The following is a 22,730-nucleotide window of genomic DNA, read 5'->3' as shown; positions in this document are numbered from 1 at the left end:
TAAAGAAAGCCTCAACCCAACCTGTTTCAATAGGTTTAAGCTTTTAGCCCGCAATTTATTGCAGGGCAGATGCGTAAGTCCTAATGGTAATGGGTTAACCTCTATAAAGTGTCTATTTTCTCGCATGGAAGATTGTGAAATATTAGAAAAGGAAAAAGAGGGAATTTGAACCATGAAAGTCACCCTTGATATACCTCAAGTTGAACTTGAAAAATTAATTGCTCCTGCGATCGCTGAACCGCGTATTGCTCTCTATGACATAAATTGGCAGCAATACCAAACCTTTATCGATCTATTTTCTGGACATCAAAACCTCCATCTAACCTATCTCAAAGGAGCATTAGAAATCGTGACGCTTTCGCCAGAGCATGAAATGTTAAAAACTCTGATTGCGAGATTGCTATATGTCTATGCCGATGTCATGAATATTGACCTCTTTAGTTGCGGCTCCGCTACTTGCAAATCAGAATTTACGGCGAGGGGATTAGAACCCGATGAAAGCTTCTGTATTGGTCAGCGTCAAGAATTGCCTGACTTAGCGATCGAGATAACGGTCACTAGTGGCGGTATTGATAAGTTGGAGGTTTATCAGGGATTAGGAATTACCGAAGTTTGGTTTTATCAAAATGGGAAGTTTAATCTTTATCGTATCAATAGCGATCGCAGTGGATATAATGCGATCGCTCAAAGCCAATTCTTTCCCAATCTCGATCTAAACCTAATGGTTGAATACATCCAACCCGATCAAGAACCTGCAATGGTTAGAGCATGGCGTAAATTTTTAAGTGCGAATGATTAAAACCAAAAAAGCTCTAGCGCATGCACAGCGTGCGCTAGGGCTTTTTTGGTTTTAACAATCTAAAGTATGTTCTAATTCCCAAGGACTAATGCGAGTGCTGTAATCATTCCATTCGCGTTGCTTTAACTTAATATAGGACTGCACGAATTCTGAGCCTAAAGCATCGGGCAAAATCGTATTTGCATCCAAACATCGCAGCGCATCCAAAAGATTTGCTGGCAATTGTTTCACTGTGCCAAAGGGAAGCGGATCGGTGTAGGAATTATTGTCATAACGTTGACCTGCTTCGCGTTGGTGTTTGATGCCATCGAGACCACTGGCGATCAGGGCAGCAGGGAGGAGATAGGGATTTGCGGCTCCATCGGCGAGACGGAACTCAAAGCGTCCTGCTTCGGGAATGCGGATCATGTGGGTGCGGTTGTTGCCTGTGTAGCTGATGGTGTTGGGCGACCATGTTGCTCCAGAGTTGGTGACAGGTGCATTAATCCGTTTGTAGGAATTGACGGTGGGATTGGTGAAAGCACAGACGGATTCGGCGGAATGCAATACGCCGCCGATAAATTGATAGGCTAAGCTCGATAGACCGAGTTCTCCTTTTGCATCATCAAAGAGATTCGCATTTCCCTCTAAATCCCAAACGGAGAGATGGGTATGACAGCCGTTGCCCGTTAGATGTGGGAATGGTTTGGGCATAAAGGTGGCGCGGAAGCCGTGCTTTTCGGCGATCGCTTTGACCATATATTTAAAAAAGGCATGGCGATCGGCTGTAACCAGTGCATCGGCGTAAGTCCAGTTCATTTCAAATTGACCATTCGCATCTTCATGGTCGTTCTGATAGGCTCCCCACCCCATCGCTAACATGGCATCGCAGATTTCGGCAATGATATCGAATCGACGCATCAGGGCTTGTTGGTCGTAGCAGGGCTTACTAGCGCGATCGCTTAAATCAGAAATATCCGTACCATCAGCAGAGAGCAGAAAATATTCGCATTCCACACCAGTTTTAACGCGATAGCCGAGGGCTTTAGCTTGGCTGAGGGCTTGTTTGAGAACATAGCGTGGGGCTTGTTTGACAGGTTCGCCATTCATGTAGAGATCGGCGGGCATCCAGCCAATTTCGGGTTGCCAAGGTAAGGGGAAGAGACTATTGCGATCGGGAATAGCGAAGATGTCAGGATCGGCGGGTGTCATGTCCAGCCATGTGGCAAATCCTGCGAACCCTGCACCGTTAGCTTCCATGGAGTCGATCGCTGCGGTTGGCACTAATTTAGCGCGTTGCACGCCAAATAGGTCAGTGAAGGAAATGAGAAAGTAACGAATCCCTTTTTCTTGAGCAATTTCCGATAAAGACTTAGTCATAATCCCGTTGTCACAATGTTTATCTCTCAGCAAACGGGATTATCGCGCAAATTAAAATGCAGTCTCGTATCAATCTTGTCAATATTTACCAAATCTTTATTTACCAAGTCTTTGCCACAAAATTCCGATCGTTAACGATCGCCACCGTATCCCCCGAAGGCTTAATCAGAAATAGCCCTTCCTGCGTGGCATATTCATCGGCTCTCTCATCGTCCTTAATCCCAGCGATCGCGCCATAGAGCTTATAACTTTGATACTTGAGCAAAGCCTGTTTAAACCGATCTAAAGTGATTAAAAATCGCTTCACATCGCGAACTTCTAAATGAGACTTGACCTCAATCGCCACCACTTCATTAGTATTTTCGGCTAGAACATCAATTTCAATTGAACCCTTTTCATCCTGAGCTTCCACTCGCAAGGCTGTAAAATGCACTTCAATCCCCTTCTCGCGAAACATCCGCACTGCCGCAGGTCTAACTAAATTTTCGACAAACTCACCCCATCGACTCGTAATCCCACCGACTTGCTTATTTGTCTGCGCGACAATTTTTTTGAGTTCAGCCATTTCTTGCTCAGAGGTCTTTCTATATTCTTGCAAAGACTGCTCAAACTCTCGTTGTTGTTCTTTGCGTTGGCGTTCGCTTTCACGAAACAACTCGAAAATATCATCTATGGTTACAGGGCGTTGAGACATAGTTTTTAGCGATCGCGTTAGATGTTAATAATGATTATAAACTCTTCCAAAACTCAAAAGATGAGTAGCGCCGCTAATCATCTTTTCTAATAGCGTAAACTGTAAATAGCGATCGCTGGATGAGTAAAGCTAGGAGATATGCAAATGACCACCCTATTACGAATCTCACAGATTGAGACCTTAGCAGGACAAAGCACAGTCCTCCATGAAATCGACTGGCAACAATTTGAATCGATTCTCCAAGACCTTGGCGACAGGCGTAGATCAAGAATTGCTTATTTAAACGGTGTATTAGAAATTGCTTTGTCCCTACCTGAAAGCGAAAAAATTAAAGTTTTGATTAGAGATTTTGTACAAGTTCTGATGGACGAAATGGGAATTGATTTTGAAGAGTTTGGATCTACAACTTTCAAGCGCATTGATAAACTCGCAGGACTAGAACCCGATGACTGTTTCTACATTCAGAACAATGTCGCTATGCGTGGTATCCGCAAACTAGACATGACCATCGATCCTCCACCTGATCTAGCGATCGAGGTAGATGTAACTTCCAAAACTAAGTTTGATGTTTATCGCGTCCTCGGTGTACCTGAACTCTGGCTATACGATGAGACATTGAAAATTTATATCTTGCGTGATGGCGAGTATGTCGAATCGGAATTAAGCCCTATTTTTGGAGATATTCCGATTCGTGATGTCATACCGCAGTTTTTAGAGATCAGTCTTAGCCAAGGACGCAGTAAAGCGATGAAGGCTTTTCGGTTATGGATGCAAGAGAACTTATCATAACTAAATATCTAAAACTATGCTCCATACGACAGGCGATCTAGATCGGGTGTTTGAGCTATTGCAAGCCATTTTTCAAAAATATCAGCAAAATTTGCTAAAATCTAAGGGTTATTAAAACCTTAGTTATGACTGAATTAAATCAAGATCCTTTTGATGCGAGATGGCTTAATTGCCTATACGGGGGGAAATTAGCAGGACGAGCAAAAGTTGTTACAGATGTTTTCATTTTCATTGAACCCTTACTAGAAATAACTTTGCAAGATGGTTCTAAAACAAGAAAGTTTTTTGGATTAAAAAGAAACTGCAAAACTGCATCAATAGCCAAAGATGACTTTGTGATTTTTGAATGGCAGAGGGTTGGTGAGCGCAGTTATGATCGCAAACGCGATGGAGAGGGAGATCCTGAAGCCATTGAAATTGAGGTTACTAGTAAAGAAGTTGCAGAAGAATTAACGAAAAAATTCAAGGGATTATTACCTAGCGAGTTAAGAGAAATATGGATTAAACATCTGAAAAGAATTGTGGATAGAGAAAATTCATTAGATTCTCTAATAGAAGAAGAAGCCACAAATCGTACTAAAAACATCAAGACTGAATATGATAGAAAATTTCAAGAGCTTTCTAAATCAGAAGAGTATATATATGAAGAAATGGGGAGAATTGATCAGAGCCTACAAAAATCAGAGCAGAGAGAACTAAAAATAAAAGAGCTGTTTAAGGAAATCGAGCCTTATCGTCTTGCAGTCCCTGTAAAAATTGAGAACTTATCAGTTTCCGAAGCATTACCACTACCTGAGAAAGTAGGAACTAAATGGCATAGTCAATTACAAACAGGAGATTTTTGTGTATCTCGAAATATCGCCAATAGCTTCCTGCTGTCTATGCTATCAGGATTTTACTCAGGGGGCATTGTGTTACTCAATGGCTCAGTGGGCGTGGGTAAGACTAGCATTGTTAAACATTCAGCCAAATTGATCGGAGGCTCCTGTGCGATTATTCCTGTGCGTCCTGCATGGATTGAGCCTGCGGATTTATTGGGATTCTTTGATCCAATTCATGAGATATTTCGCCCTACCAGCTTTCTCACAGCTTTAAAAAACGCCGAAACAGATCGAGAAAGATTAAACTTAATTTGTCTGGACGAGTTGAATCTAGCTAAAATTGAGAACTATGCTTCAGATTTGTTGTCAAAGCTAGAGTATTCCCGCGAAATCCGTGAATCTGATGATTTAGATGGGGCAGGAGATGCTAATTCCTTATTGCTGTTTTCTGGTGATATCGAAACAGAATTGTGGCAAGTGGTGAAATATCTGGAGGAGCAGCAATCTCTCGAATCAAATCAAAAAGCGAGACAACAAAGATTACAGATGTTTTTGCAGAAATGGCGATCGCATCAACCTGTACCACAAAATATGATTTTACTGGGTACGTTAAATTCCGATGAAACCACCTATGATCTCAGTCCCAAGGTAATCGATCGCTCCTATACAATTACCTATCCGATCGCTGATTTTAATCAATTACCGAAACAAGTCACCAATCAAGTAGCAAACCAAATCAATTCCATCTCTAGCTCCAAACTTAGGCAAGTTCTCCACGATGGATATAAGAAAAATTGGGATTTGGTTGTCAATGGAAAATCTCAGGACTGGGTAAAAATTCAGCAATGGCAAAGTTCTTATTTTGCTGGAGTAGCAGAGTTAGGTACACCTTTGGGGTATCGGACGATGAAAGATTATGCCGTATTTTGTGCGATCGCTGATTGGCTAGAATTGAATCCAAAAGAAGCTTTTGGTCATTTTCTCTTTACCAAAATATTGCCTAGAATCAAGTTCTTTAAGGATAATCAAACTAATGGTCTATTTCAAGAATGGCTCAAGGAACTCAAACAAAATTACAAAACCTACGATCCCGCCAATATTCTCGATCGCCTAGAACGTCAACTTAACGATGAGCGCCGTCAAATCGTGCGCTATTGGGGTTAATCAACTATGCCTAAATATCCCAGCATACAATTTGTGGACGATCGCGGTAATGTCCTACCCAGTGACGAAGATGGACTGCAACATATCCAACAATTTAGGCAATCTTGGCAAATTTATCTAAGCGATCGCTGGCTAGGTAAAGTTAGGCTGCAAGGTAATCCGAGTAATGACTTGTTGAATGTAACAAAAACTAACTACTGGCAGTTTAAAAACAATCAAACTCCACCTTCAATTATCAGTAGTGCAGGAATTGTGACAGTGATTCTCATTGATGAGAAAGGCGACCAAATTGAAGCAACAAAAACTAGATTAGCTGTCCATCCTGCGAGCTTAACTGATAGTCAATTGGATCGGATGATTGCTGATATTGGCACACTTGCACTATCAGTATCTAGTTGTGTGAATCGGGAAATTAAGATTCCTACTGCCATAGGATCAGGGGAAACTGACTACGGACAAAAATGGTCGCCCTATCAAGGAATGCTCACAACCGCAGATGCTCTAATTGAACTTACATTGGTTATGCAGCAAAATTGGGGCGCTCTCGAAAAGCGATCGCTCAAAGATATTGAAACCACCATCGGCAAGGTCAGCCGATCACGGGTTTACACATCACCCAAATTATTAATCAGAGCCTATAGCCAACCCGCAAAGCAAAATTTTATGGGCATGGTTCGGATAGAAACCACTAACTGTTCCGAAAATCAATTTCTCTGTTACCTGCTAGATATTTATTTACAGGATGTCGTTAAAGGAGTTATCTCTGGTCTAAAAGCACTAACCATTGATAATGTGGAAAAACGATTAATTCCTAGTCGCCGTAACGATCCTCAGCTTACTAAATTTTGGGAAGACACTCAAAAAAAAATCGATCAACGCACCCAAAAAATCAATCAATTTGAAGCATCAGTCAAGGAAAAAATCAAGCAACTGCAAGAATGTCTAATCTGGGCAAAATATGCTCGCAATTCACCATTTTTAAGAAATATTTCCACACCTCACACTTTACCAAACCATTCTTTAAGATTAACGGGATCACCTGCCTATGGATCGATCTACGCTTGTTACAGCAGTTCTCAAGGACATTTACTAGAAAACCTGCAACAGCAAATTCTTTCCTTTGAAAATCTCGCTCCCAAAAATATCAAACCAGTTTGGGAAATCTATGAAATATGGTGCTTTGTTAGTATTTATAGTGCCTTTATTCTCTATGCAGGAATGCAATACGATCGGTCAGAAGGTTTATTTGAGAACTTAACAGTATCGATGGGAACTATCCAAATTCCTAAAAATAGACCGTTTCGATTAAGCAAAGAATTAAGCGATCGCCGCCAACTCAAAGTCACACTCACCTACGAATCCGAGCAGTACAATCTCTATGATGAACTGCGAAAACCAGATATCTTAATTGAAATTTCGATCAAGGGATCTCCAACAGCTAAATTTGGATTTGATGCGAAATACCGCAACTATCAAAATCAAGGCTATGCCCGTTTTCAAAAAGATGTGATCGACATTGCGAAATCTCGATATCAAGAAGAATTAAAACTACAAGCTTGCTTTGTTCTCCATACTGATGGAAATTATGACTATTGGGGTGAAGTACCATTTAGTCGCTTTGCTCAAGAGAAATTTCGAGTTGGTCAAAATAAGAATGATTATGTTGGACATCAATATGGGGCGATCTCACTCTTTCCTGATACTGATCCTGAGAAAGCTAATCAACAACTCAAAAAAATTATTCGCCTATTACTGCAATATCATCTCCATGAATCTCTAATTTCAACCTGTATATCCTGTGGCTATTCTCTTGACCCCAAACAAAATATTTTTGCACAAGGATTAAGCACATATTACGGCTGTCCAGAATGCGGTGACTTTTGGGTAGTGAATAGCTGTTATGGCAATCATCATCATTTGCTTAAATTTAGTAACTACTTTCATCGCAAATCCGATCATCCCAAACATAGTGACAGATGGATGTTTATCTGTCCAGAATGCGGCAGCGATCCTTCTCCAGAAGAATTGAGAAGTTCAGGAAGTTACCGAAAAAGTTATCGTTAGGGTAGTTAATATGGCTCCCGCGATCGCAATTTTGATATTAGTCGATAGTATTATCAAGCTATTTTTGACAGCATCCTAACGAAATCGCTACTTTCAAGCCTTGATACAATATAGTTGCTGTAGCTTTGCTTAGCTGTTTCTTCTTACCCACTTAGCAATTCCCCAACTGCTTGACGAATGAACTGCTCATCTTCAGGATTTTGATAGGGATTACCCGCACGATGTCCCCAGATCGAAGGGATGGGAAGATAGGAACTAAGGGGGATTAGCGCCGACTCGCGATCGCAATCTTCGGGGGTGAAGTACAAATCCGTAGTGCTAGGCATGACTAGAGTTTTCGCTTGAATAGATCGCATGGCAAGCTCATAATCATTTTGATAAATGGGATTATCGCTGACATCACACCTGAGCCAAGTATCAAGCATCGCCATCAAATTTCGCGGATCGCGCTTGCGATAGCCTGCTTCCCAACCACGCAAGAGATAATCTTCGAGAGATGCGTAACCGAATTGATAATACAAACCTTCGCGATAAAAGGCTTGGGATGCTGCCCAACTGGCGTATATTCTGGCAAAGGTGCGAAATCCGCGATCGGGAATACCATCAAAACTAGTTCCATTCCAAGATGGATCGGCTGTGAGGGAACAGCGTAAACTCTCTAAGAAAATGCGATTATGATCAGTGGTTTTCGCCGTGCCACAAATGGCGGCGATACGTTCGACGCGATCTCTATACAATGCGCCCCAATGATAGGCTTGCTGTGCGCCCATCGACCAACCATAAACTAGGGCTAAGCGCTTAATCCCAAAGACTTCTCGCAGCAATTGCTCTTGAGCCGTGACATTATCTAGATGGGTAAACCAGAAACCTTGCTCAGCTAAGCCACATTCCGCGCAATTACTGGGCGAACTCGATAGCCCATTCCCAAACATATTGATGATAATCACGAACCACTTTGTCGGGTCGAGAATGCCATCAGGTTGCACTAGCCACTCAATATCAGGATGTTGCGCTCCGTAGGAGGTGGGATAGAGAATTACATTGGAGCGATCGCTATTTAGTTCGCCGTAGGTCTGACACACCAGTTGAGCTTGTGGCAAAGTTGCACCGCACTGAAGCTGAAAGTCCTTAATCTCAAAAACATTCATGCTGCGGAGTTCCCAGTCTTGCTGAAATTAGCGATGATTTGGCGATGGACATTGAAGTAGCCATTTTCGACGCATTCAAAATGGCTACTTAATTTTGCATGGGCAGCGCCTAATTGATGGAAGGGAATGGAAGCATAGAGATGATGCTCGGCATGGTAGGAGATATTCCAAATTAAGAAGCGCAAGGGCGCAAGAGTGAGCGTGGTGCGGGTATTGGCGAGCATATTGTCGGTATTGGGGCGATCGGTATGCTCGGCTAGGAGTAGAAAGCGTAAAATAGGCTGACCAACTGCGAGAGGTAGCATCCAATAGGTGATAAACCAAGGCTGTTGGAAATATATTGAAATAGCGATCGCAACAGCATAAACCAATAGCTGTAAACGGTTAGAGCGAATCACTTCTGCACGAGAGCTTTCAGGAATAAATGGACAATTTTCTAAGTTACCGATCGCTGTGAGGAAATGTCTCCGAAACTTGCCGATCCACCAAGTAATCCCGCTAATTTCGATGATATATTCCTTGAGATTGGTCGGCTTGCGATCGCTAAGTTCAGGATCTTTATCAAGAATTTGGGTATAGCGATGATGCCACTTGTGATAGAGACGATAGAAGGTGCTGTTATAAAAAGATAAAAGTCCTGCAAACCAACATAGGACATCATTGGCGCGATTATTCGTAAAAACGGTGCGGTGGGATGCCTCATGCAATGGCGCAAACATAATCGCAAAACTAAATCCGTAAAGCACTAAGGCAGGTAAGGCGATGTACCAGCGATCGCTAAAACTAGATATATTCGTTGCCCATAAATATCCACTTCCAGCCATTACCGCTAGATGCCCAGCCAGCTGCAAAGTTCCTTTGAGATCAGACTTGGCATTCAATATATTTAATTCTTGAGCGGAGAGAATTTGCTTAGAGCTTTGAATCGCTTTTGCCGATTTAACTTTAGTCTCATCTTTAACTGTAGATAGCGAAGTTAAAGTTGCTTCACTATCTACAGCATCAAAATCGCTTGAATACATAACTTAAAACTCACTGTTTACTTGTTTAGAACTTAGGATGCATAGCATGAATCTCTATTCATACTAACCTTACAAATAAATTATCAGGTCAAAGCCGCTCTTAATAAGTCAAAGTTAATACCAAATCTGATCCCAATTAAGAGTCGTCAGTGCTGGGCTTCGCATTTTAATTTGCTGTGATGGATTGCTCTATCAGATATTTGAATTAATTGAATATTTATCAAATAAATGCGTTAGAGTGATTTCCTTGATAAAAACTAATTTAAGTCGTCATTATAGATTTATTTTATGTCGTTAATGCTAAAGGACAGCCAACTGAATCCACAAAAACAAGGTATATCTTTGCGGCTTTTGTTAGTTGTTCCATTTATTATGCAAATTGTTGCCGCAGTGAGTATCACTGGATATGTCTCATTGCGCAATGGTCAGCAATCTGTCCAAGATCTGACTGGTCAACTACGTGAAACTACCACAAAACAAATTTCTTACTATCTTCAGGGCTATTTATCAGCTCCCCATCAAATTAATCAGATTAACAAGATGGAACAGATTACTGCCAATACTCGCACCACGATTTTGCTATGTCTTGTGGCTTTAGCGATCGCGATTTTAGTTGGACTAATCACCTCTCGCTGGATTGCTAAGCCAATTCAAAGGTTAAGCCAAGCGGCGGCGGCAATCGCTGATGGGGATCTGGAAACTCGCGTGCATATTTCCTATCAACTTCCTTTAATAAAATGGCTTCGGAGCTACAAGAATCCTTTGAAAACATGGAAACTAAAGTTGCTGATCGTACGATAGAACTACAAAAAGCCAAGGAACAAGCCGAAGTTGCCAATGTTGCCAAAAGTGAATTTCTCGCTAATATGAGTCATGAACTAAGAACACCATTAAATGCGATCTTAGGCTTTACCCAAGTTATGAAACGCGATCGCAGTCTCAACAAATCACAAGTTGAGAATCTCAGTATCATCGGTCGCAGCGGTGAGCACCTACTAGCTTTGATCAATGATGTTCTTGATATGTCCAAAATTGAGTCAGGACTGATTATGCTGCATGAGATAGATTTTGATCTATGGGAATCTCTAGATTTAGTCATCGAGATGTTTCAAATGCGAGCTGAAACTAAGAACTTATATCTCAATCTGGAGAAATCCGACGATCTTCCTCAATTTATCCGTACCGATGAACAAAAGTTACGTCAAGTTTTAATTAATCTAATTAGCAATGCTCTCAAATTTACCAAAACTGGCGGCATTACTCTCAATGTTAAGCTTGACTCTTTAAAAACTGATGTATCATTAAGTTCCAACCAGATCAATATTAATTTCTTAGTTACTGATACTGGTGATGGAATTGCTGCCGACGAAACTGATAAAGTATTTGATCCATTCATGCAGACTGAAACGGGGCGTAAATCTGAGCAAGGTACTGGTTTGGGGTTACCGATAAGCCGTAAGTTTGTACAGCTTATGGGCGGTGATATCGCCTTTAAGAGTGAAGCTGGAGTTGGTACAGTATTTGAGTTTAACGTCCTAGTGGGATTGAGTAAATCTGCCAAGATAAGTGCTACATCTACCTCCAGTCGAGTCATTAGGCTAGCCCCCAACCAAAGAACTTATCGCATTCTAGTTGTTGACGATCGCTGGGAAAATAGACAAATCTTAATCAAATTATTAACTCCGATTGGCTTGGAAGTCGAAGAAGCCGAAAATGGGCAGGTTGCCGTCACAATTTGGGAGCAATGGCAACCAGATCTAATTTGGATGGATATGCGGATGCCCGTCATGAATGGCTATGAAGCTACTACCCAGATCAGATCCCAACTAAAAGGGCAAGCAACGACGATTATTGCGCTCACAGCTAGTACTTTAGAGGAAGAACGTGCCATCATCTTATCGAAAGGTTGTGATGATTTTGTGCGTAAACCTTTTCTAGAAGATATAATCTTTGAGAAAATGTCCGAATATCTCGGTGTGCAGTACATCTATGAGGAGATCGCAACCTGTGAGCATGCAACTAATCAATCTCTAGTCAAATTTACGGCTGAATCTCTGTTGGTGATGTCAAAACAATGGCTAGTGCAACTTGAGAAATCAGCTTCACAGTTAGATAGTATTGCGATCACCCAATTATTAACCCAAGTACCGCAGGAGCATTTTCTGATCACTAAAGAGATCGAAGATCATGTTACTGATTTTAACTTTGATCGGATTATCACTTTGGCGCAAGAGGCAATTTCTCTATGAATGAATCTATCAACCTACCTCAAAATCCATCTTTAGATATTATAACTAGTTTCACAAAAACAGAAAGAGTGATTTTGATTGTTGATGACTTACCTGACAATCTCCGCGTTTTGTCCGCCGCCTTGTCAGGTCAAGGATTCCAAATTCGTTGTGCTAAGAGTGGTGCGATCGCACTAATGGCGGTTGAGACCACATCGCCAGATTTGATTTTGCTAGACATCAAAATGCCCGATATGGATGGATACGAAGTTTGTCAGAGACTCAAATCATCTGCGGCGACTTGTGATATTCCTATCATCTTTTTAAGCGCTTTAGATGATGTATTCGATAAGATAAAAGCTTTTAATATGGGCGGTGCGGACTATATTACTAAACCATTTCAAGTAGAAGAAGTTCTCATTCGCGTCAAATATCAACTCGCATTAAAAGCTTCTCAATTAGAAATTCGGCAACTTAATGAAGAACTCGAATTGCGCGTCGAGCAGCGAACAGAAGAATTAGCAAGAATCAATGAAGAATTAGCGTTAGAGATTATTGAGCGTAAGCATACGGCAGAATGTTTGAGGGTTAGCGAAGAACGTTTAGAAAGCATTTTAGCTTCTATTGAAGATGTTGTCTGGTCAATGCATCCAACAGCCTCACAGTTTATCTATTTTAACGCAGCCGTAGAAAAGATCTATGGTTATCCAACCTCTAAGTTTTTTGAAGATCCTGAATTCTGGTTAAAAGTCATTCATTTGGAGGATCGCGAACGCATTGAGATTGCTAATCGCAGCATTATGGCGACTGGGACTGTAAGCGAAGAATATCGAATTTTACGCCCTGATCAAGAGGTTCGCTGGGTAAGCGATCGCCGATATCTTGTTTATGATCGTGATGGTAACGTCATACGGATCGATGGAATTGTTCGAGATATTACTGATCACAAAAGAGCGCAAGACCAATTAGTCCATGATGCTCTCCATGACTCACTTACAGGGCTACCAAATCGCAATCTGTTTATGGATCGTGTTGAGCAAGCTCTCAAATATAGTAACCGACATTCTCAATATATGTTTGCGGTGATGTTCATCGATCTAGATCGCTTTAAAATGGTCAATGATATACATGGTCATATGATCGGCGATCAGTTTTTGCAAGCGATCGCTAAGCTGTTAGGAAGTTGTTTGCGATCGGTTGGGGATACTGTGGCTCGTCTCGGTGGTGACGAATTCACGATTTTGGTTGATGATATTCAAGAAGTCAGCGAAGCTCTGATGATTGCTGATCGCATTCTTTCTAAGCTTTTACTTCCGATTAATTTACCAACTCAAACAATTTTTGCAAGTGCCAGTATTGGTATCGTCATCAGTAATCGAGACTATGTGAATAGTACTGATTTACTCAGAGATGCAGATATTGCGATGTACCGAGCTAAATCTCTTGGCAAAGGAAGATACATTCTCTTTGATAAGGAAATGTATGAACAGAATCTGAAGGCGAGTCAACTTGATAGTGATCTCCATTACGCTTTAGAGCGTCAGGAGTTTGAGCTGTATTATCAACCGATTATATCTTTGACATCAGATCAGCTCGCAGGATTTGAAGCATTGATTCGCTGGCATCACCCCGAACGTGGATTAGTATCACCCAGTGAGTTTATTCCCATCGCCGAAGAAACAGGCTTAATTATTGCGATCGGTGATTGGGTGCTAAACCAAGCCTGTCAGCAGATATCTACATGGCAAAGCAAATTTCTAGAAGCAAAGTCTCTGAAAATGAGCATTAACCTTACTTGTCAACAAATACGCGAAAAGAATCTTTTAGAGAAACTAGATCGGGTGTTAGCCACAACAGGAATAGATGGCAGCACGATCCGATTAGAAATTACCGAAAGCTCAATGATGGATCAAGGTGAAGAAACGATCGCGAAACTAGAGGAATTATGCGCCCGTAATATTCAACTGAGTATTGATGACTTTGGACAGGGTTACTCTTCTCTCAGTTATTTACATCGGTTTCCCATAAATACGCTCAAAATTGATCGCACCTTTGTTGAACAGATGAGCCTTGGTGGACAAAATCTCGAAATTATCCGCACGATTATTATTCTTGCCCATGCTCTAGATATGAATGTAGTTGCCGAAGGCGTGGAAACCCATGAGCAAATGTCCATATTGAAGCAATTGGGCTGTGAGTATGCCCAAGGCTATTTTTTCTCCCGTCCGATCATCGCTGCTGCTGCTGAGCAAATGATAAGAAGTCAAACAACATAGGCTGTAAAGGTACTGCCTATAACGAACCAAAAGAGATTATTGGAAATTGTTGCTTCGCAACAATTTCCAATAATCTCTTGGCTCGGGTTTGAGCGCAAAGCGCTGTAATAATTAGATTCAGAACTAAAATATAAAATCTATGCTGTTACAACTATCCACATGGCAAGAAGTCGAGACTTATTTGCAGCGATCGCAGGCTGTAATTATTCCCATCGGCTCCACTGAGCAGCATGGACCCACAGGGTTAATCGGTACAGATTTTATTTGTGCCGAAGCGATCGCCCGTTCCGTTGGCGAAAAAGCCGATGCTTTGGTTACTTCCACTCTTACGCTTGGTATGGCCGAGCATCACACAGGCTTTGCAGGCACAATTAGCTTAAAACCCTCTACGCTTACTTTAGTAATTCATGATGTCGTGCGATCGCTTGCCAAGCATGGATTTAAACGTTTTTTCTTTCTGAATGGTCATGGCGGCAATATTGCCGTTCTCAAAACTGCCTTCACAGAGATTTATAACGAGCTGCCTGATGTGCGTTGTCGCCTTGGTAACTGGTGGGCAAGTAATGACATGTATAAACTGGTTAGAGAGCTTTATGGAAATCAAGAAGGCTATCATGCTACGCCCAGTGAAGTCGCTGTCACGATGTATCTCTATCCTGACTCGATCAAAAACTTCCCTCTTAGCGAATCCGTCAACAAAGATAGCCGTATTTACAGCCCCGAAGAATTTCGTAAACGTTATCCTGATGGACGCATGGGCTCAAATCCTGCTTTAGCAACTGTTGAGCATGGGCAACAACTTTTTGAACTTTCCGTCAAAGAGCTAGTCAGCCAATACAACGATTTTCTTGCTGAAATTTAAAGTTAAGCAAAATTGCTAATTTTCTCTCTAAATCCACAAATTTGGAACAAGATTAAGTCATTTGCAGCAACACGCAAATTCAAGAATCGTTGTATGCTGATCAGCTTAAACATCAAAAGTACTAGCATTTTCACTCATGCTTGATCGAGCAGCGATAACCGTAGCGATTTCCCTATGCCCCGAAGAAGCAGTTTGTTACTTAGCGAGGGTTTACACAACCTTAGTTGTTTTCAATCCGCCTGAGTTTATCAAAACTTCTATCGGGAGTAGAGTGTTGATTCATTCCCTTGGTTATCCCGATAATCCCGAATCTGCCCATATGTGTAGGCAACTCATGGATGAGTTTGGCTTTGACACTGATACTTTTCCTGCTTTTGCGATCCAAGGACTAGCCACGATCGCTTCTATTTTTCCCTGCGATCGCCAAAATTTGGATGTAGATTTTGAGCTAGATCAACATCTTGATATTGCGCCTACCAGCTTGATCGATCTCCAATCAAGGGTAGAAGATAGAGGGCAAGCCGCATGGTTAGTTCAATTAAAAGAAACTTATTTTTTGCAGGAGCCAATTTATGATGTTCTACCACCTATGAATACAGAGACGAGCCATGTATGGCTCCCACAACATACGTCCCATTTAGAAAGTTTTCAAAATGCTCTAAGACGAGATATTTTAAGCAGCAAAGTTTAAGAAAGTGGCACTTTGTGCTGCTTTTTCCACTTCCAAAAATCCCTTGCCCTGTCTTCACCTTCCCCATTGACTATTGCGGTTTGCAAATGAGTGCGTCTTCATTTGCAAACCAAAAACCATCCTATTTTTGTACCTTGGTCATCTGAAAACCGCTATACCTAACGCTGTAACATAGCCCAAACAAATCCCGCGCCTTTACCCTGAACTCTCGCTATTTTAATCCATAGCAAAGTCATATGTTCTAAATGCAAGCTCATCGTCAGATTGCCTGTATCCACAGGTTCCCAACCTAATTCAGTACATAGTGACATTACTGTTTCCTTGGCAGATGTATCATTCCCAGCAATTAGCATCGCAGGTTTGAGATCGCCATAGCCAGTATAAGTACTATCTTCAAAGTTCTCAAACCCATAAATGGTGAAGGCTTTGACCACATGGGCATTGGGTACAAATTCCTGAATGGTTTCACTGCCAGAAATTTGACTTTGCAAACCATGCGACCAATTTGCGCCAACAGGATTAGTGCAGTCCACTAAAATTTTGCCATCTAGTAATGCTTTCACAGGAGCAAGCGCAGTCTCGATCGCACCAAAAGGAGTCGCCAGAAAAACAACTTCTGCTTCTTGGACAGCTTCCATTGGTGATTTGACGATCAGTTCTGCATTACGGTTTGTTGCTTCTTTGACTGACTTAGATTGGGGAGCGCGAGCGGCGATAAATACTTGATGTCCGAGTTTTTGAAGGCGATCGGCTAGAGGTGCGCCGACATTACCAGTACCAATGAATGCAATCTTCATAGGGTGATTCCTAATGCTTCTAACACTAATTTTGCAGTCTCTAGACCAGAGTTTTGCTGCTGACCTGTAATTAAATTACCATCACGGAGCGCATGAGGTGAAAACGGTGCTTCAGTTACAAAATTAGCTCCTAATTGTTTGGCTTCATCTTCAATCCGAAAGGGCATCACTTTCTGCCCAACGACTTGATCGGCATAGTCTTCTTCGCTATTGGCAAAACCTGTAATTGATTTACCTTGAATTAGATATTCGCCATGAGATAACTTGATTTCCAATAATAGACAAGTGCCATGACAGAGAGCAGCCGTAGGTTTGCCAGTTTCGTAGAAATTTGTGAACAATTGCACGAGACTTTGATCTTGACGGAAAGTAAACATCGGTGATTGACCACCACAAACGACGATCGCATCAAAATTAGGCATATCTAGATCATCGATCGCAGGTGTTTTTTCCAGCAACTGCATAAAATCTGGTTGATTGATATATTGCAACGATAGGACATCATCTTTGGAATAACCCGACGCATCACGGGGATCGCTCAAGCTATCAAATTCCACTTTGCCACCCTTGGGACTAGCGATCGTCACCTGACAGCCTGCTTTGATAAACGCATCGTAGGGATGAATCAATTCCGCAGCCCAAAATCCTACGGGAATTCCTAACGTAGTCGAGGTGGAAGGATTGGCAACAATTAAGAGAATTTGTTTGCTCATGGAGAATTTGACTTGGTAAGAAGTTTTTTATGATTTTTGATTTGCCTTTGGCAAATCAAAAATCACTACCTAAAGTGTGGATCGAGTATTATGCATTTGTCCAATGGATATTTTATATAAAAATCATTCATGCTATGAATTTTAGTCTGAACCAGATTGACCTCAATTTATTGGTGGTATTTGATGCTCTAATGCGCGATCGCCATGTCACTCGTGCAGGTGAGAGCATTGGTTTAAGCCAACCTGCGACCAGTAACGCTCTGGCTAGATTGCGATATCTGACTAAAGATGAATTATTCATCAGGGCAAAGTCTGGCTTGCAACCCACACCCGTAGCGATCGCCTTAGCCCAACAGATTCAACCCGCATTACAACAGATTCAGATAGCGCTTTCATCGGCAGAGAGTTTCGAGCCAATGACTAGCGATCGCGTATTTGCGATCGGCATGACAGACTATGTGGAATTTGTAATGTTACCGCCTTTATTAGAAAAATTAGAACAGATTGCACCCCATGCCAAAATTCAAATCCGTACAGGCGATCGGCAACAATTATTTGATCTATTGGATAACGGCAAAGTCGATCTAATTTGTGGCGTATTTCCTGAACAGATTCCTTGGCATCAAGAACAATTGCTTTTCCAAGAACAGTTTGTCTGTGTCTGTCGTCAAAATCATTCCCTAATTAAAGATTCTTTATCTTTGGAAGAATATCTGGCGACTTCTCATCTCTTAATTTCCATAAAAGAAGATATGGTCGGACGAGTAGATACTCTTTTAGCGAAACAAACACTTAGCCGCAATATTACTATTTCTATTCCCCATTTTCTCGTCGCTCCTTCCATCCTTGCCCGTAGCGATCTGATCGCCACCTTAGCCAAACGTGTAGCCAATAGCTTTGCTCAAGATTTGCATTTAAAAGTTTTCCCTTGCCCTATAACGATTGACGGCTTTTCTGTATTTATGCGCTGGCATCAAAGTACCCGCAACCATACGACTCACAAATGGTTACGTAATATTCTTGCTGCCACAGCAATTAGTATTTAAAGTTGTATTTACTATAACTATTGCAGATTTTAAGCATATAGCTTTGATAGCTAATGTCTTGCATCTATAGGAAATAGCTTTAAGACATTGAAAGTTTATGGTTTTACTATAAATATTTTAAGTATTGCCAAATAAAAAACGCTTGCAATTTTGGTAAAAAGTACTATAATAAAAATATACCAGCCTCTACCCAATCAAAGTCATGAGCGCTATAACCGTTAATCCTGCCGTGAGCCTGAAGTCCGATACGCTGAACATCGCCACCGATGAATATGGATTGCTCACTGACCTATATCAACTGACGATGGGCGCTTGTTATGTCCGAGAAGGATGCGATCGCAAACGCGCTAGTTTTGAGTTATTCGTGCGTCGATTGCCTGAGGGATTTGGCTATCTGATCGCGATGGGACTCGCTCAGGCAGTGGAATATCTGCAAAATCTGCATTTCACCTCAGAGCAAATCGAAGCTCTACAAGCTACAGGTATCTTTGCCAAGGCCGATCGCCATTTTTGGGAATTATTAAGAAATTTTCGTTTTGAAGGCGATCTCTGGGCAGTGCCAGAAGGAACCGCCATGTTTGCCAATGAGCCTTTTCTGAGAATCGAAGCACCACTCTGGCAAGCACAATTAGTGGAAACCTATCTTCTAAATACCATTAACTATCAAACACTGATTGCGACTAGAGCCGCAAGAATGCGTGATGCAGCAGGCGATCGCATTACCCTTTTAGAATTTGGCACAAGACGAGCCTTCAGTCCTCAAGCTTCACTCTGGGCTGCAAGAGCAGCTCTCGCCGCAGGAATGAATGCTACGTCTAATGTATTAGCTGCGCTAAAGCTTGGCAGAAAGCCAAGCGGCACGATGGCTCATGCTTTAGTGATGGCATTGAATGCAACTGAAGGAAGTGAAGCTCAAGCTTTTAGCGCTTTCCACCAAGTTTTCCCTCATAGTCCGTTATTAATCGATACCTTCGATACGATCACTGCTGCTCGAAATCTTGCCGAAAAAGTCAAATCTGGCGAGATGCAATTAAAAGGAATTCGCATTGATTCAGGCGATATTGCCGCAGTTTCTAAAGAAGTGCGATCGCTTCTTCCTGATGCTGCTATATTCGCCAGTGGCGATATTGACGAAGCCGAGATTCTCCGTCTCAAAGCATTAGGAGCACCCATTGATGGCTACGGCATCGGTACAAAGTTGGTAACAGGTGCACCCGTAAATGGAGTTTATAAGCTAGTGGAAATTGATAATATTCCTGTTTCTAAAAAATCAAGCGGGAAGCAATCGATCGCAGGTCGCAAGCAAATCTGGCGGAGTTGCGAGAATGGCGTGATCACAGGCGATCGCCTCACTCATATATCTGATATTCCACAACCCAACGAGCAACCTTTACTAGAACTAATCATGCATGATGGAGAACTATTGAAATCATTGGATGATTTGGATGCGATCGCGCAACGCACCCGTAAATCTGTTCAGTCATTACCGCTGACTGTACGCGCCATTACTGCACCAATATCTATTCCTGTTACGATCGCAGCAAGCTTGCAAGGGTAATCATGAATATCGCTCTTTTTGGAACTAGCGCCGATCCGCCGAGCATTGGACATCAACAGATCTTGCAATGGCTCGATAATCATTACGATCGCACTGTTGTTTGGGTGTCAGATAACCCATTCAAAACGCATCAAGCAAGCCTACGCGATCGCATCGCCATGATGGAGCTAACCATTGCCGCGATCCAACCACCAGCCCAAACGATTGGCTTGCATCCTGAAATCAGCAATCCACGCACGATTAACACCGTCGAGCAAGCCAAACAAATCTGGCAAGATACAAACTTCACCCTCGTTATCGGTGGTGACCTTGTGCCGCAGTTGCCAACTTGGTATCGCGCTCAAGATCTACTCAATCAAGTAAATTTACTAGTTGTCCCCCGTCAAGGCGTAACCATTTTAGGAGACGATATCAATCGCCTTGTGAATATGGGTACTGAAGTTGCGATCGCGCCTGACTCCACATCGATACCTAACGTTTCTTCGTCAGACTATCGCAACAATGGCAACAGTTCAGTCATAATACCCACAGTCGCAGCATATATCCAACGAGAGTCGCTTTACGCATGGCAGACAAGTCCCGCACAATAGCCCATATTCCAAACCAGAAGCCCCTAGCAGACTTCAAGGTCGGTGTCGATAACGTGATTTTTTCCGTAGATACCGAGCAAAATCGTCTATTGGTACTACTTGTGATGCGTCAACATGAACCATATCGCGATCGCTGGTGTTTGCCAGGAACTCTCGTCCGTCAAGGCGAATCTCTCGAAGAATCGGCTTATCGCATCCTCTCAGAAAAAATCCGCGCTAAAAATCTCTATCTCGAACAACTCTTCACCTTTGGCGATATCGGACGCGATCCTCGCGAGGCTCCCGACAGTTTTGCTGTGCGCTATCTATCTGTCAGTTATTTTGCCCTAGTTCCTTTCTCTCAAGCAGAACTCATCGCCGATGGAGTAAGCGGCATTGCATGGTATCCCGTCAAGCAAGTTCCGCAACTCGCTTTCGATCACAATCGCATTCTCGAATATGGACATCGCCGCCTCCGCAACAAACTCGAATATAGCCCTGTTGCCTTTGATGTTCTACCTGAAGCTTTCACTCTCAGCGATCTCTATCAACTTTACACAACTGTTCTCGGTGAGAATTTCTCTGACTATTCCAATTTCCGTACCCGATTATTAAAGTTAGGCTTTTTAAGCGATACTGGTATCAAAACTTCACGGGGAGCAGGTCGTCCCGCTAGTCTCTACCGCTTTGATGCGGAAGCTTTCGCTCCATTTAAGAATAAACCGATGGTGTTTATTTAATTAACTGATGTTACGATAAACCCCAAAAGATAAGTTGCGGCGCTTCGCGCCGCAACTTATCTTTTGGGGTTTATTCTGTCCTAGTATCTCTTGTCTTGCTATGTAACAATGAAAGTCTTGCTTAGGACATAAACCCAAATAAATGAAGGCGGCGCGAAGCGCCGCCTTCATTTATTTGGGTTTTGATTTGTGCTGGCTATCTCTTGTCCTGCTATACAATAAAGCTCTCGAAGCTATATACTGCGAGGGTCGAACTTCAGAGCCCTATGAGACAGCAAAATAATTCTAGACAGAATACAAACCCCGCTAGGCAACTTAAGCAAACTAAAGTACCTAGGGGGATTTCGTTTCTCTATTACAGCCTTGCCCTCACTATTTTAAGTGTAATTATTCTCATTATTACGCCCTTTGCTGGAAGCCTAGTGTTTCTTTTTATCGGAGTGATTGGTACTATAATTGCATCTGTGGTCGCACAGATTATGGCTATTGTGGGCAAATTATTTTGCTTAACAGCACCAGAGAGAATGACGGGAAAAGAAACTATTTATATATCTGTCATGTTTGATTTAATTTCAATAATTATTGCTTATTTCCAGGGCATCGGAGCATTTCCCCAAAATGGTGCAGGGCTACAAACGATTATTTCAGTGATTGCTTATGTCTCTTTTTTAATATTTCTTAAACAGGTTGCAGAATTCATCCATAAAAACAACCTTGCAAAAGATGCAGAAGGGGTTTTGCTCATTGGCATAGGACTGGTTGTATCGTTGGGATTAGCTACGATTTTCCCCATCATAGCTTTATTGTCTTTACTTCTTTTTCTGATATGGGTGATTCGCTATTACAAGCTATTAATGAACTTAAGCGAAGCGATGCGAAGCCTCTAGACTTCTCTTTTTAGCGATCGCTTTTCCCTGTCTTGCGTGTTTAGGTCATTGGATTCTCAAATTAAATCAATCTATAAAAGCGTAGATTTTCATGGGAATGCTCTTCCCTACGACGATCGCAACTAATTCGATACTTACTCGCACGATCGCACTTAATGAGGTCAAGGATATAGCGCGATCGCAGTTAAAAATCTAGCTGCTTTAATGATAGAAATATTTTGAAATGGATGTAAGTCTAAAAGATCAGCATCGCCTGTAATGATGTAGTTGGCATCACCGCAGACAGCTAATTCTAAGAACTTATCATCTTTGGGATCGCGACAGGCTCGGATTTGCTGGTTGATTGTGACTCTCTCGACCTGCTGGCTTAACTCAGTTACAGCAAATACCGATCAAACCCGCCACAAAAGAAGCTAACTAAAAGGGTCGAAGCAGAGACCACAATGATGAAACCAATTAAGAGCATCTTCATCAGTAATAGAATTAATAGCCATAGTAATTGC

20 protein-coding genes and 1 pseudogene are annotated in these 22,730 nt (G+C 42.0%); 14 read left to right on the top strand and 7 right to left on the bottom strand.

Annotated features, from left to right (window positions below; translation table 11 throughout):
* Window positions 1-172: 172 nt before the first annotated feature.
* Window positions 173-799 carry a Uma2 family endonuclease gene (locus PseudUWO311_RS04745; RefSeq protein ID WP_142654060.1) on the top strand — a complete coding sequence of 209 codons (627 nt, stop codon included), beginning with the start codon at window positions 173-175 and terminating at the stop codon, window positions 797-799.
* A gap of 51 nt (window positions 800-850) precedes the next feature.
* On the opposite strand, the gene glnT is transcribed toward PseudUWO311_RS04745, so the two are convergent.
* A complete protein-coding gene (gene glnT, locus PseudUWO311_RS04740; RefSeq protein WP_142654058.1) occupies window positions 851-2,158 on the bottom strand; it encodes a type III glutamate--ammonia ligase in 1,308 nt (435 codons plus the stop codon).
* A gap of 100 nt (window positions 2,159-2,258) precedes the next feature.
* Window positions 2,259-2,852, bottom strand: coding sequence for a DUF3782 domain-containing protein (locus PseudUWO311_RS04735; protein WP_142654056.1), 594 nt, complete (start codon window positions 2,850-2,852; stop codon window positions 2,259-2,261).
* Between the two features lie 144 nt (window positions 2,853-2,996).
* Between PseudUWO311_RS04735 and PseudUWO311_RS04730 the strand changes: the two genes are divergently transcribed.
* From PseudUWO311_RS04730 to PseudUWO311_RS04720, 3 genes are all read left to right on the top strand, one after another.
* Entirely contained in the window at window positions 2,997-3,641 is a 645-nt protein-coding gene (locus tag PseudUWO311_RS04730; protein ID WP_142654054.1) for a Uma2 family endonuclease, read from the top strand.
* Window positions 3,642-3,766: 125 nt separating this feature from the next.
* Window positions 3,767-5,626, top strand: a complete 1,860-nt coding sequence (locus PseudUWO311_RS04725; protein WP_142654052.1) for an AAA family ATPase — start codon at window positions 3,767-3,769, stop codon at window positions 5,624-5,626.
* A gap of 6 nt (window positions 5,627-5,632) precedes the next feature.
* A complete protein-coding gene (locus PseudUWO311_RS04720) occupies window positions 5,633-7,690 on the top strand; it encodes a nuclease domain-containing protein (RefSeq protein ID WP_142654050.1) in 2,058 nt (685 codons plus the stop codon).
* 143 nt (window positions 7,691-7,833) lie between these two features.
* Here the strand turns inward: PseudUWO311_RS04720 and PseudUWO311_RS04715 are convergent, their stop codons facing one another.
* Entirely contained in the window at window positions 7,834-8,838 is a 1,005-nt protein-coding gene (locus PseudUWO311_RS04715) for an alpha/beta fold hydrolase (RefSeq protein WP_142654048.1), read from the bottom strand.
* On the bottom strand, window positions 8,835-9,860 hold the full coding sequence (locus PseudUWO311_RS04710) for a fatty acid desaturase family protein (RefSeq protein ID WP_142654046.1): 1,026 nt from the start codon (window positions 9,858-9,860) through the stop codon (window positions 8,835-8,837). Before PseudUWO311_RS04710 ends, PseudUWO311_RS04715 begins: the two co-directional genes overlap by 4 nt.
* A 288-nt stretch (window positions 9,861-10,148) precedes the next feature.
* Here PseudUWO311_RS04710 and PseudUWO311_RS04705 point away from each other — a divergent pair, with 288 nt between their 5' ends.
* The 5 genes from PseudUWO311_RS04705 (at window position 10,149) to PseudUWO311_RS04685 (ending at window position 15,917) form a co-directional block, all read left to right on the top strand.
* Window positions 10,149-10,661, top strand: coding sequence for a HAMP domain-containing protein (locus tag PseudUWO311_RS04705; RefSeq protein WP_142654044.1), 513 nt, complete (start codon window positions 10,149-10,151; stop codon window positions 10,659-10,661).
* On the top strand, window positions 10,631-12,109 hold the full coding sequence (locus PseudUWO311_RS04700) for an ATP-binding protein (RefSeq protein WP_190303394.1): 1,479 nt from the start codon (window positions 10,631-10,633) through the stop codon (window positions 12,107-12,109). Before PseudUWO311_RS04705 ends, PseudUWO311_RS04700 begins: the two co-directional genes overlap by 31 nt.
* Window positions 12,106-14,364 (top strand): EAL domain-containing protein, encoded by a 2,259-nt coding sequence (locus PseudUWO311_RS04695; RefSeq protein ID WP_142654040.1) that lies wholly within the window; start codon window positions 12,106-12,108, stop codon window positions 14,362-14,364. The genes PseudUWO311_RS04700 and PseudUWO311_RS04695 overlap by 4 nt, the downstream gene beginning before the upstream one ends.
* 139 nt (window positions 14,365-14,503) lie before the next feature.
* Window positions 14,504-15,226 (top strand): creatininase family protein, encoded by a 723-nt coding sequence (locus PseudUWO311_RS04690; protein ID WP_142654038.1) that lies wholly within the window; start codon window positions 14,504-14,506, stop codon window positions 15,224-15,226.
* 136 nt (window positions 15,227-15,362) lie between these two features.
* Entirely contained in the window at window positions 15,363-15,917 is a 555-nt protein-coding gene (locus PseudUWO311_RS04685; protein WP_142654036.1) for a hypothetical protein, read from the top strand.
* Window positions 15,918-16,075: 158 nt separating this feature from the next.
* Here the strand turns inward: PseudUWO311_RS04685 and PseudUWO311_RS04680 are convergent, their stop codons facing one another.
* Together PseudUWO311_RS04680 and PseudUWO311_RS04675 are read right to left on the bottom strand one after the other, a co-directional pair.
* Window positions 16,076-16,714: an NADPH-dependent F420 reductase gene (locus PseudUWO311_RS04680; protein WP_142654034.1), complete on the bottom strand. Its 639-nt coding sequence runs from the start codon at window positions 16,712-16,714 to the stop codon at window positions 16,076-16,078.
* A complete protein-coding gene (locus PseudUWO311_RS04675) occupies window positions 16,711-17,427 on the bottom strand; it encodes a type 1 glutamine amidotransferase domain-containing protein (RefSeq protein WP_142654032.1) in 717 nt (238 codons plus the stop codon). Before PseudUWO311_RS04675 ends, PseudUWO311_RS04680 begins: the two co-directional genes overlap by 4 nt.
* Before the next feature lie 134 nt (window positions 17,428-17,561).
* Here PseudUWO311_RS04675 and PseudUWO311_RS04670 point away from each other — a divergent pair, with 134 nt between their 5' ends.
* From PseudUWO311_RS04670 to PseudUWO311_RS04650, 5 genes are all read left to right on the top strand, one after another.
* Entirely contained in the window at window positions 17,562-18,473 is a 912-nt protein-coding gene (locus PseudUWO311_RS04670) for a LysR family transcriptional regulator (RefSeq protein WP_142654266.1), read from the top strand.
* Between the two features lie 202 nt (window positions 18,474-18,675).
* The gene (locus PseudUWO311_RS04665) at window positions 18,676-20,031 is read left to right on the top strand and encodes a nicotinate phosphoribosyltransferase (RefSeq protein ID WP_142654030.1); all 1,356 of its coding nucleotides are present in this window, start codon (window positions 18,676-18,678) and stop codon (window positions 20,029-20,031) included.
* 2 nt (window positions 20,032-20,033) lie between these two features.
* Entirely contained in the window at window positions 20,034-20,621 is a 588-nt protein-coding gene (locus PseudUWO311_RS04660) for a nicotinate-nucleotide adenylyltransferase (RefSeq protein WP_190303393.1), read from the top strand.
* Window positions 20,597-21,340 carry an NUDIX hydrolase gene (locus PseudUWO311_RS04655; protein ID WP_142654026.1) on the top strand — a complete coding sequence of 248 codons (744 nt, stop codon included), beginning with the start codon at window positions 20,597-20,599 and terminating at the stop codon, window positions 21,338-21,340. The genes PseudUWO311_RS04660 and PseudUWO311_RS04655 overlap by 25 nt, the downstream gene beginning before the upstream one ends.
* Before the next feature lie 266 nt (window positions 21,341-21,606).
* Window positions 21,607-22,227 carry a hypothetical protein gene (locus PseudUWO311_RS04650; RefSeq protein ID WP_142654024.1) on the top strand — a complete coding sequence of 207 codons (621 nt, stop codon included), beginning with the start codon at window positions 21,607-21,609 and terminating at the stop codon, window positions 22,225-22,227.
* A 161-nt stretch (window positions 22,228-22,388) separates the two neighbouring features.
* Here the strand turns inward: PseudUWO311_RS04650 and PseudUWO311_RS24830 are convergent.
* Window positions 22,389-22,592 (bottom strand): annotated as a pseudogene (locus PseudUWO311_RS24830) (putative toxin-antitoxin system toxin component, PIN family); the annotation flags it as partial.
* Window positions 22,593-22,730: the final 138 nt, after the last annotated feature.

Source organism: Pseudanabaena sp. UWO311, from assembly GCF_006937785.1.
Taxonomy (GTDB): domain Bacteria; phylum Cyanobacteriota; class Cyanobacteriia; order Pseudanabaenales; family Pseudanabaenaceae; genus Pseudanabaena.
This window is presented reverse-complemented; position numbering and strand designations above follow the sequence as displayed.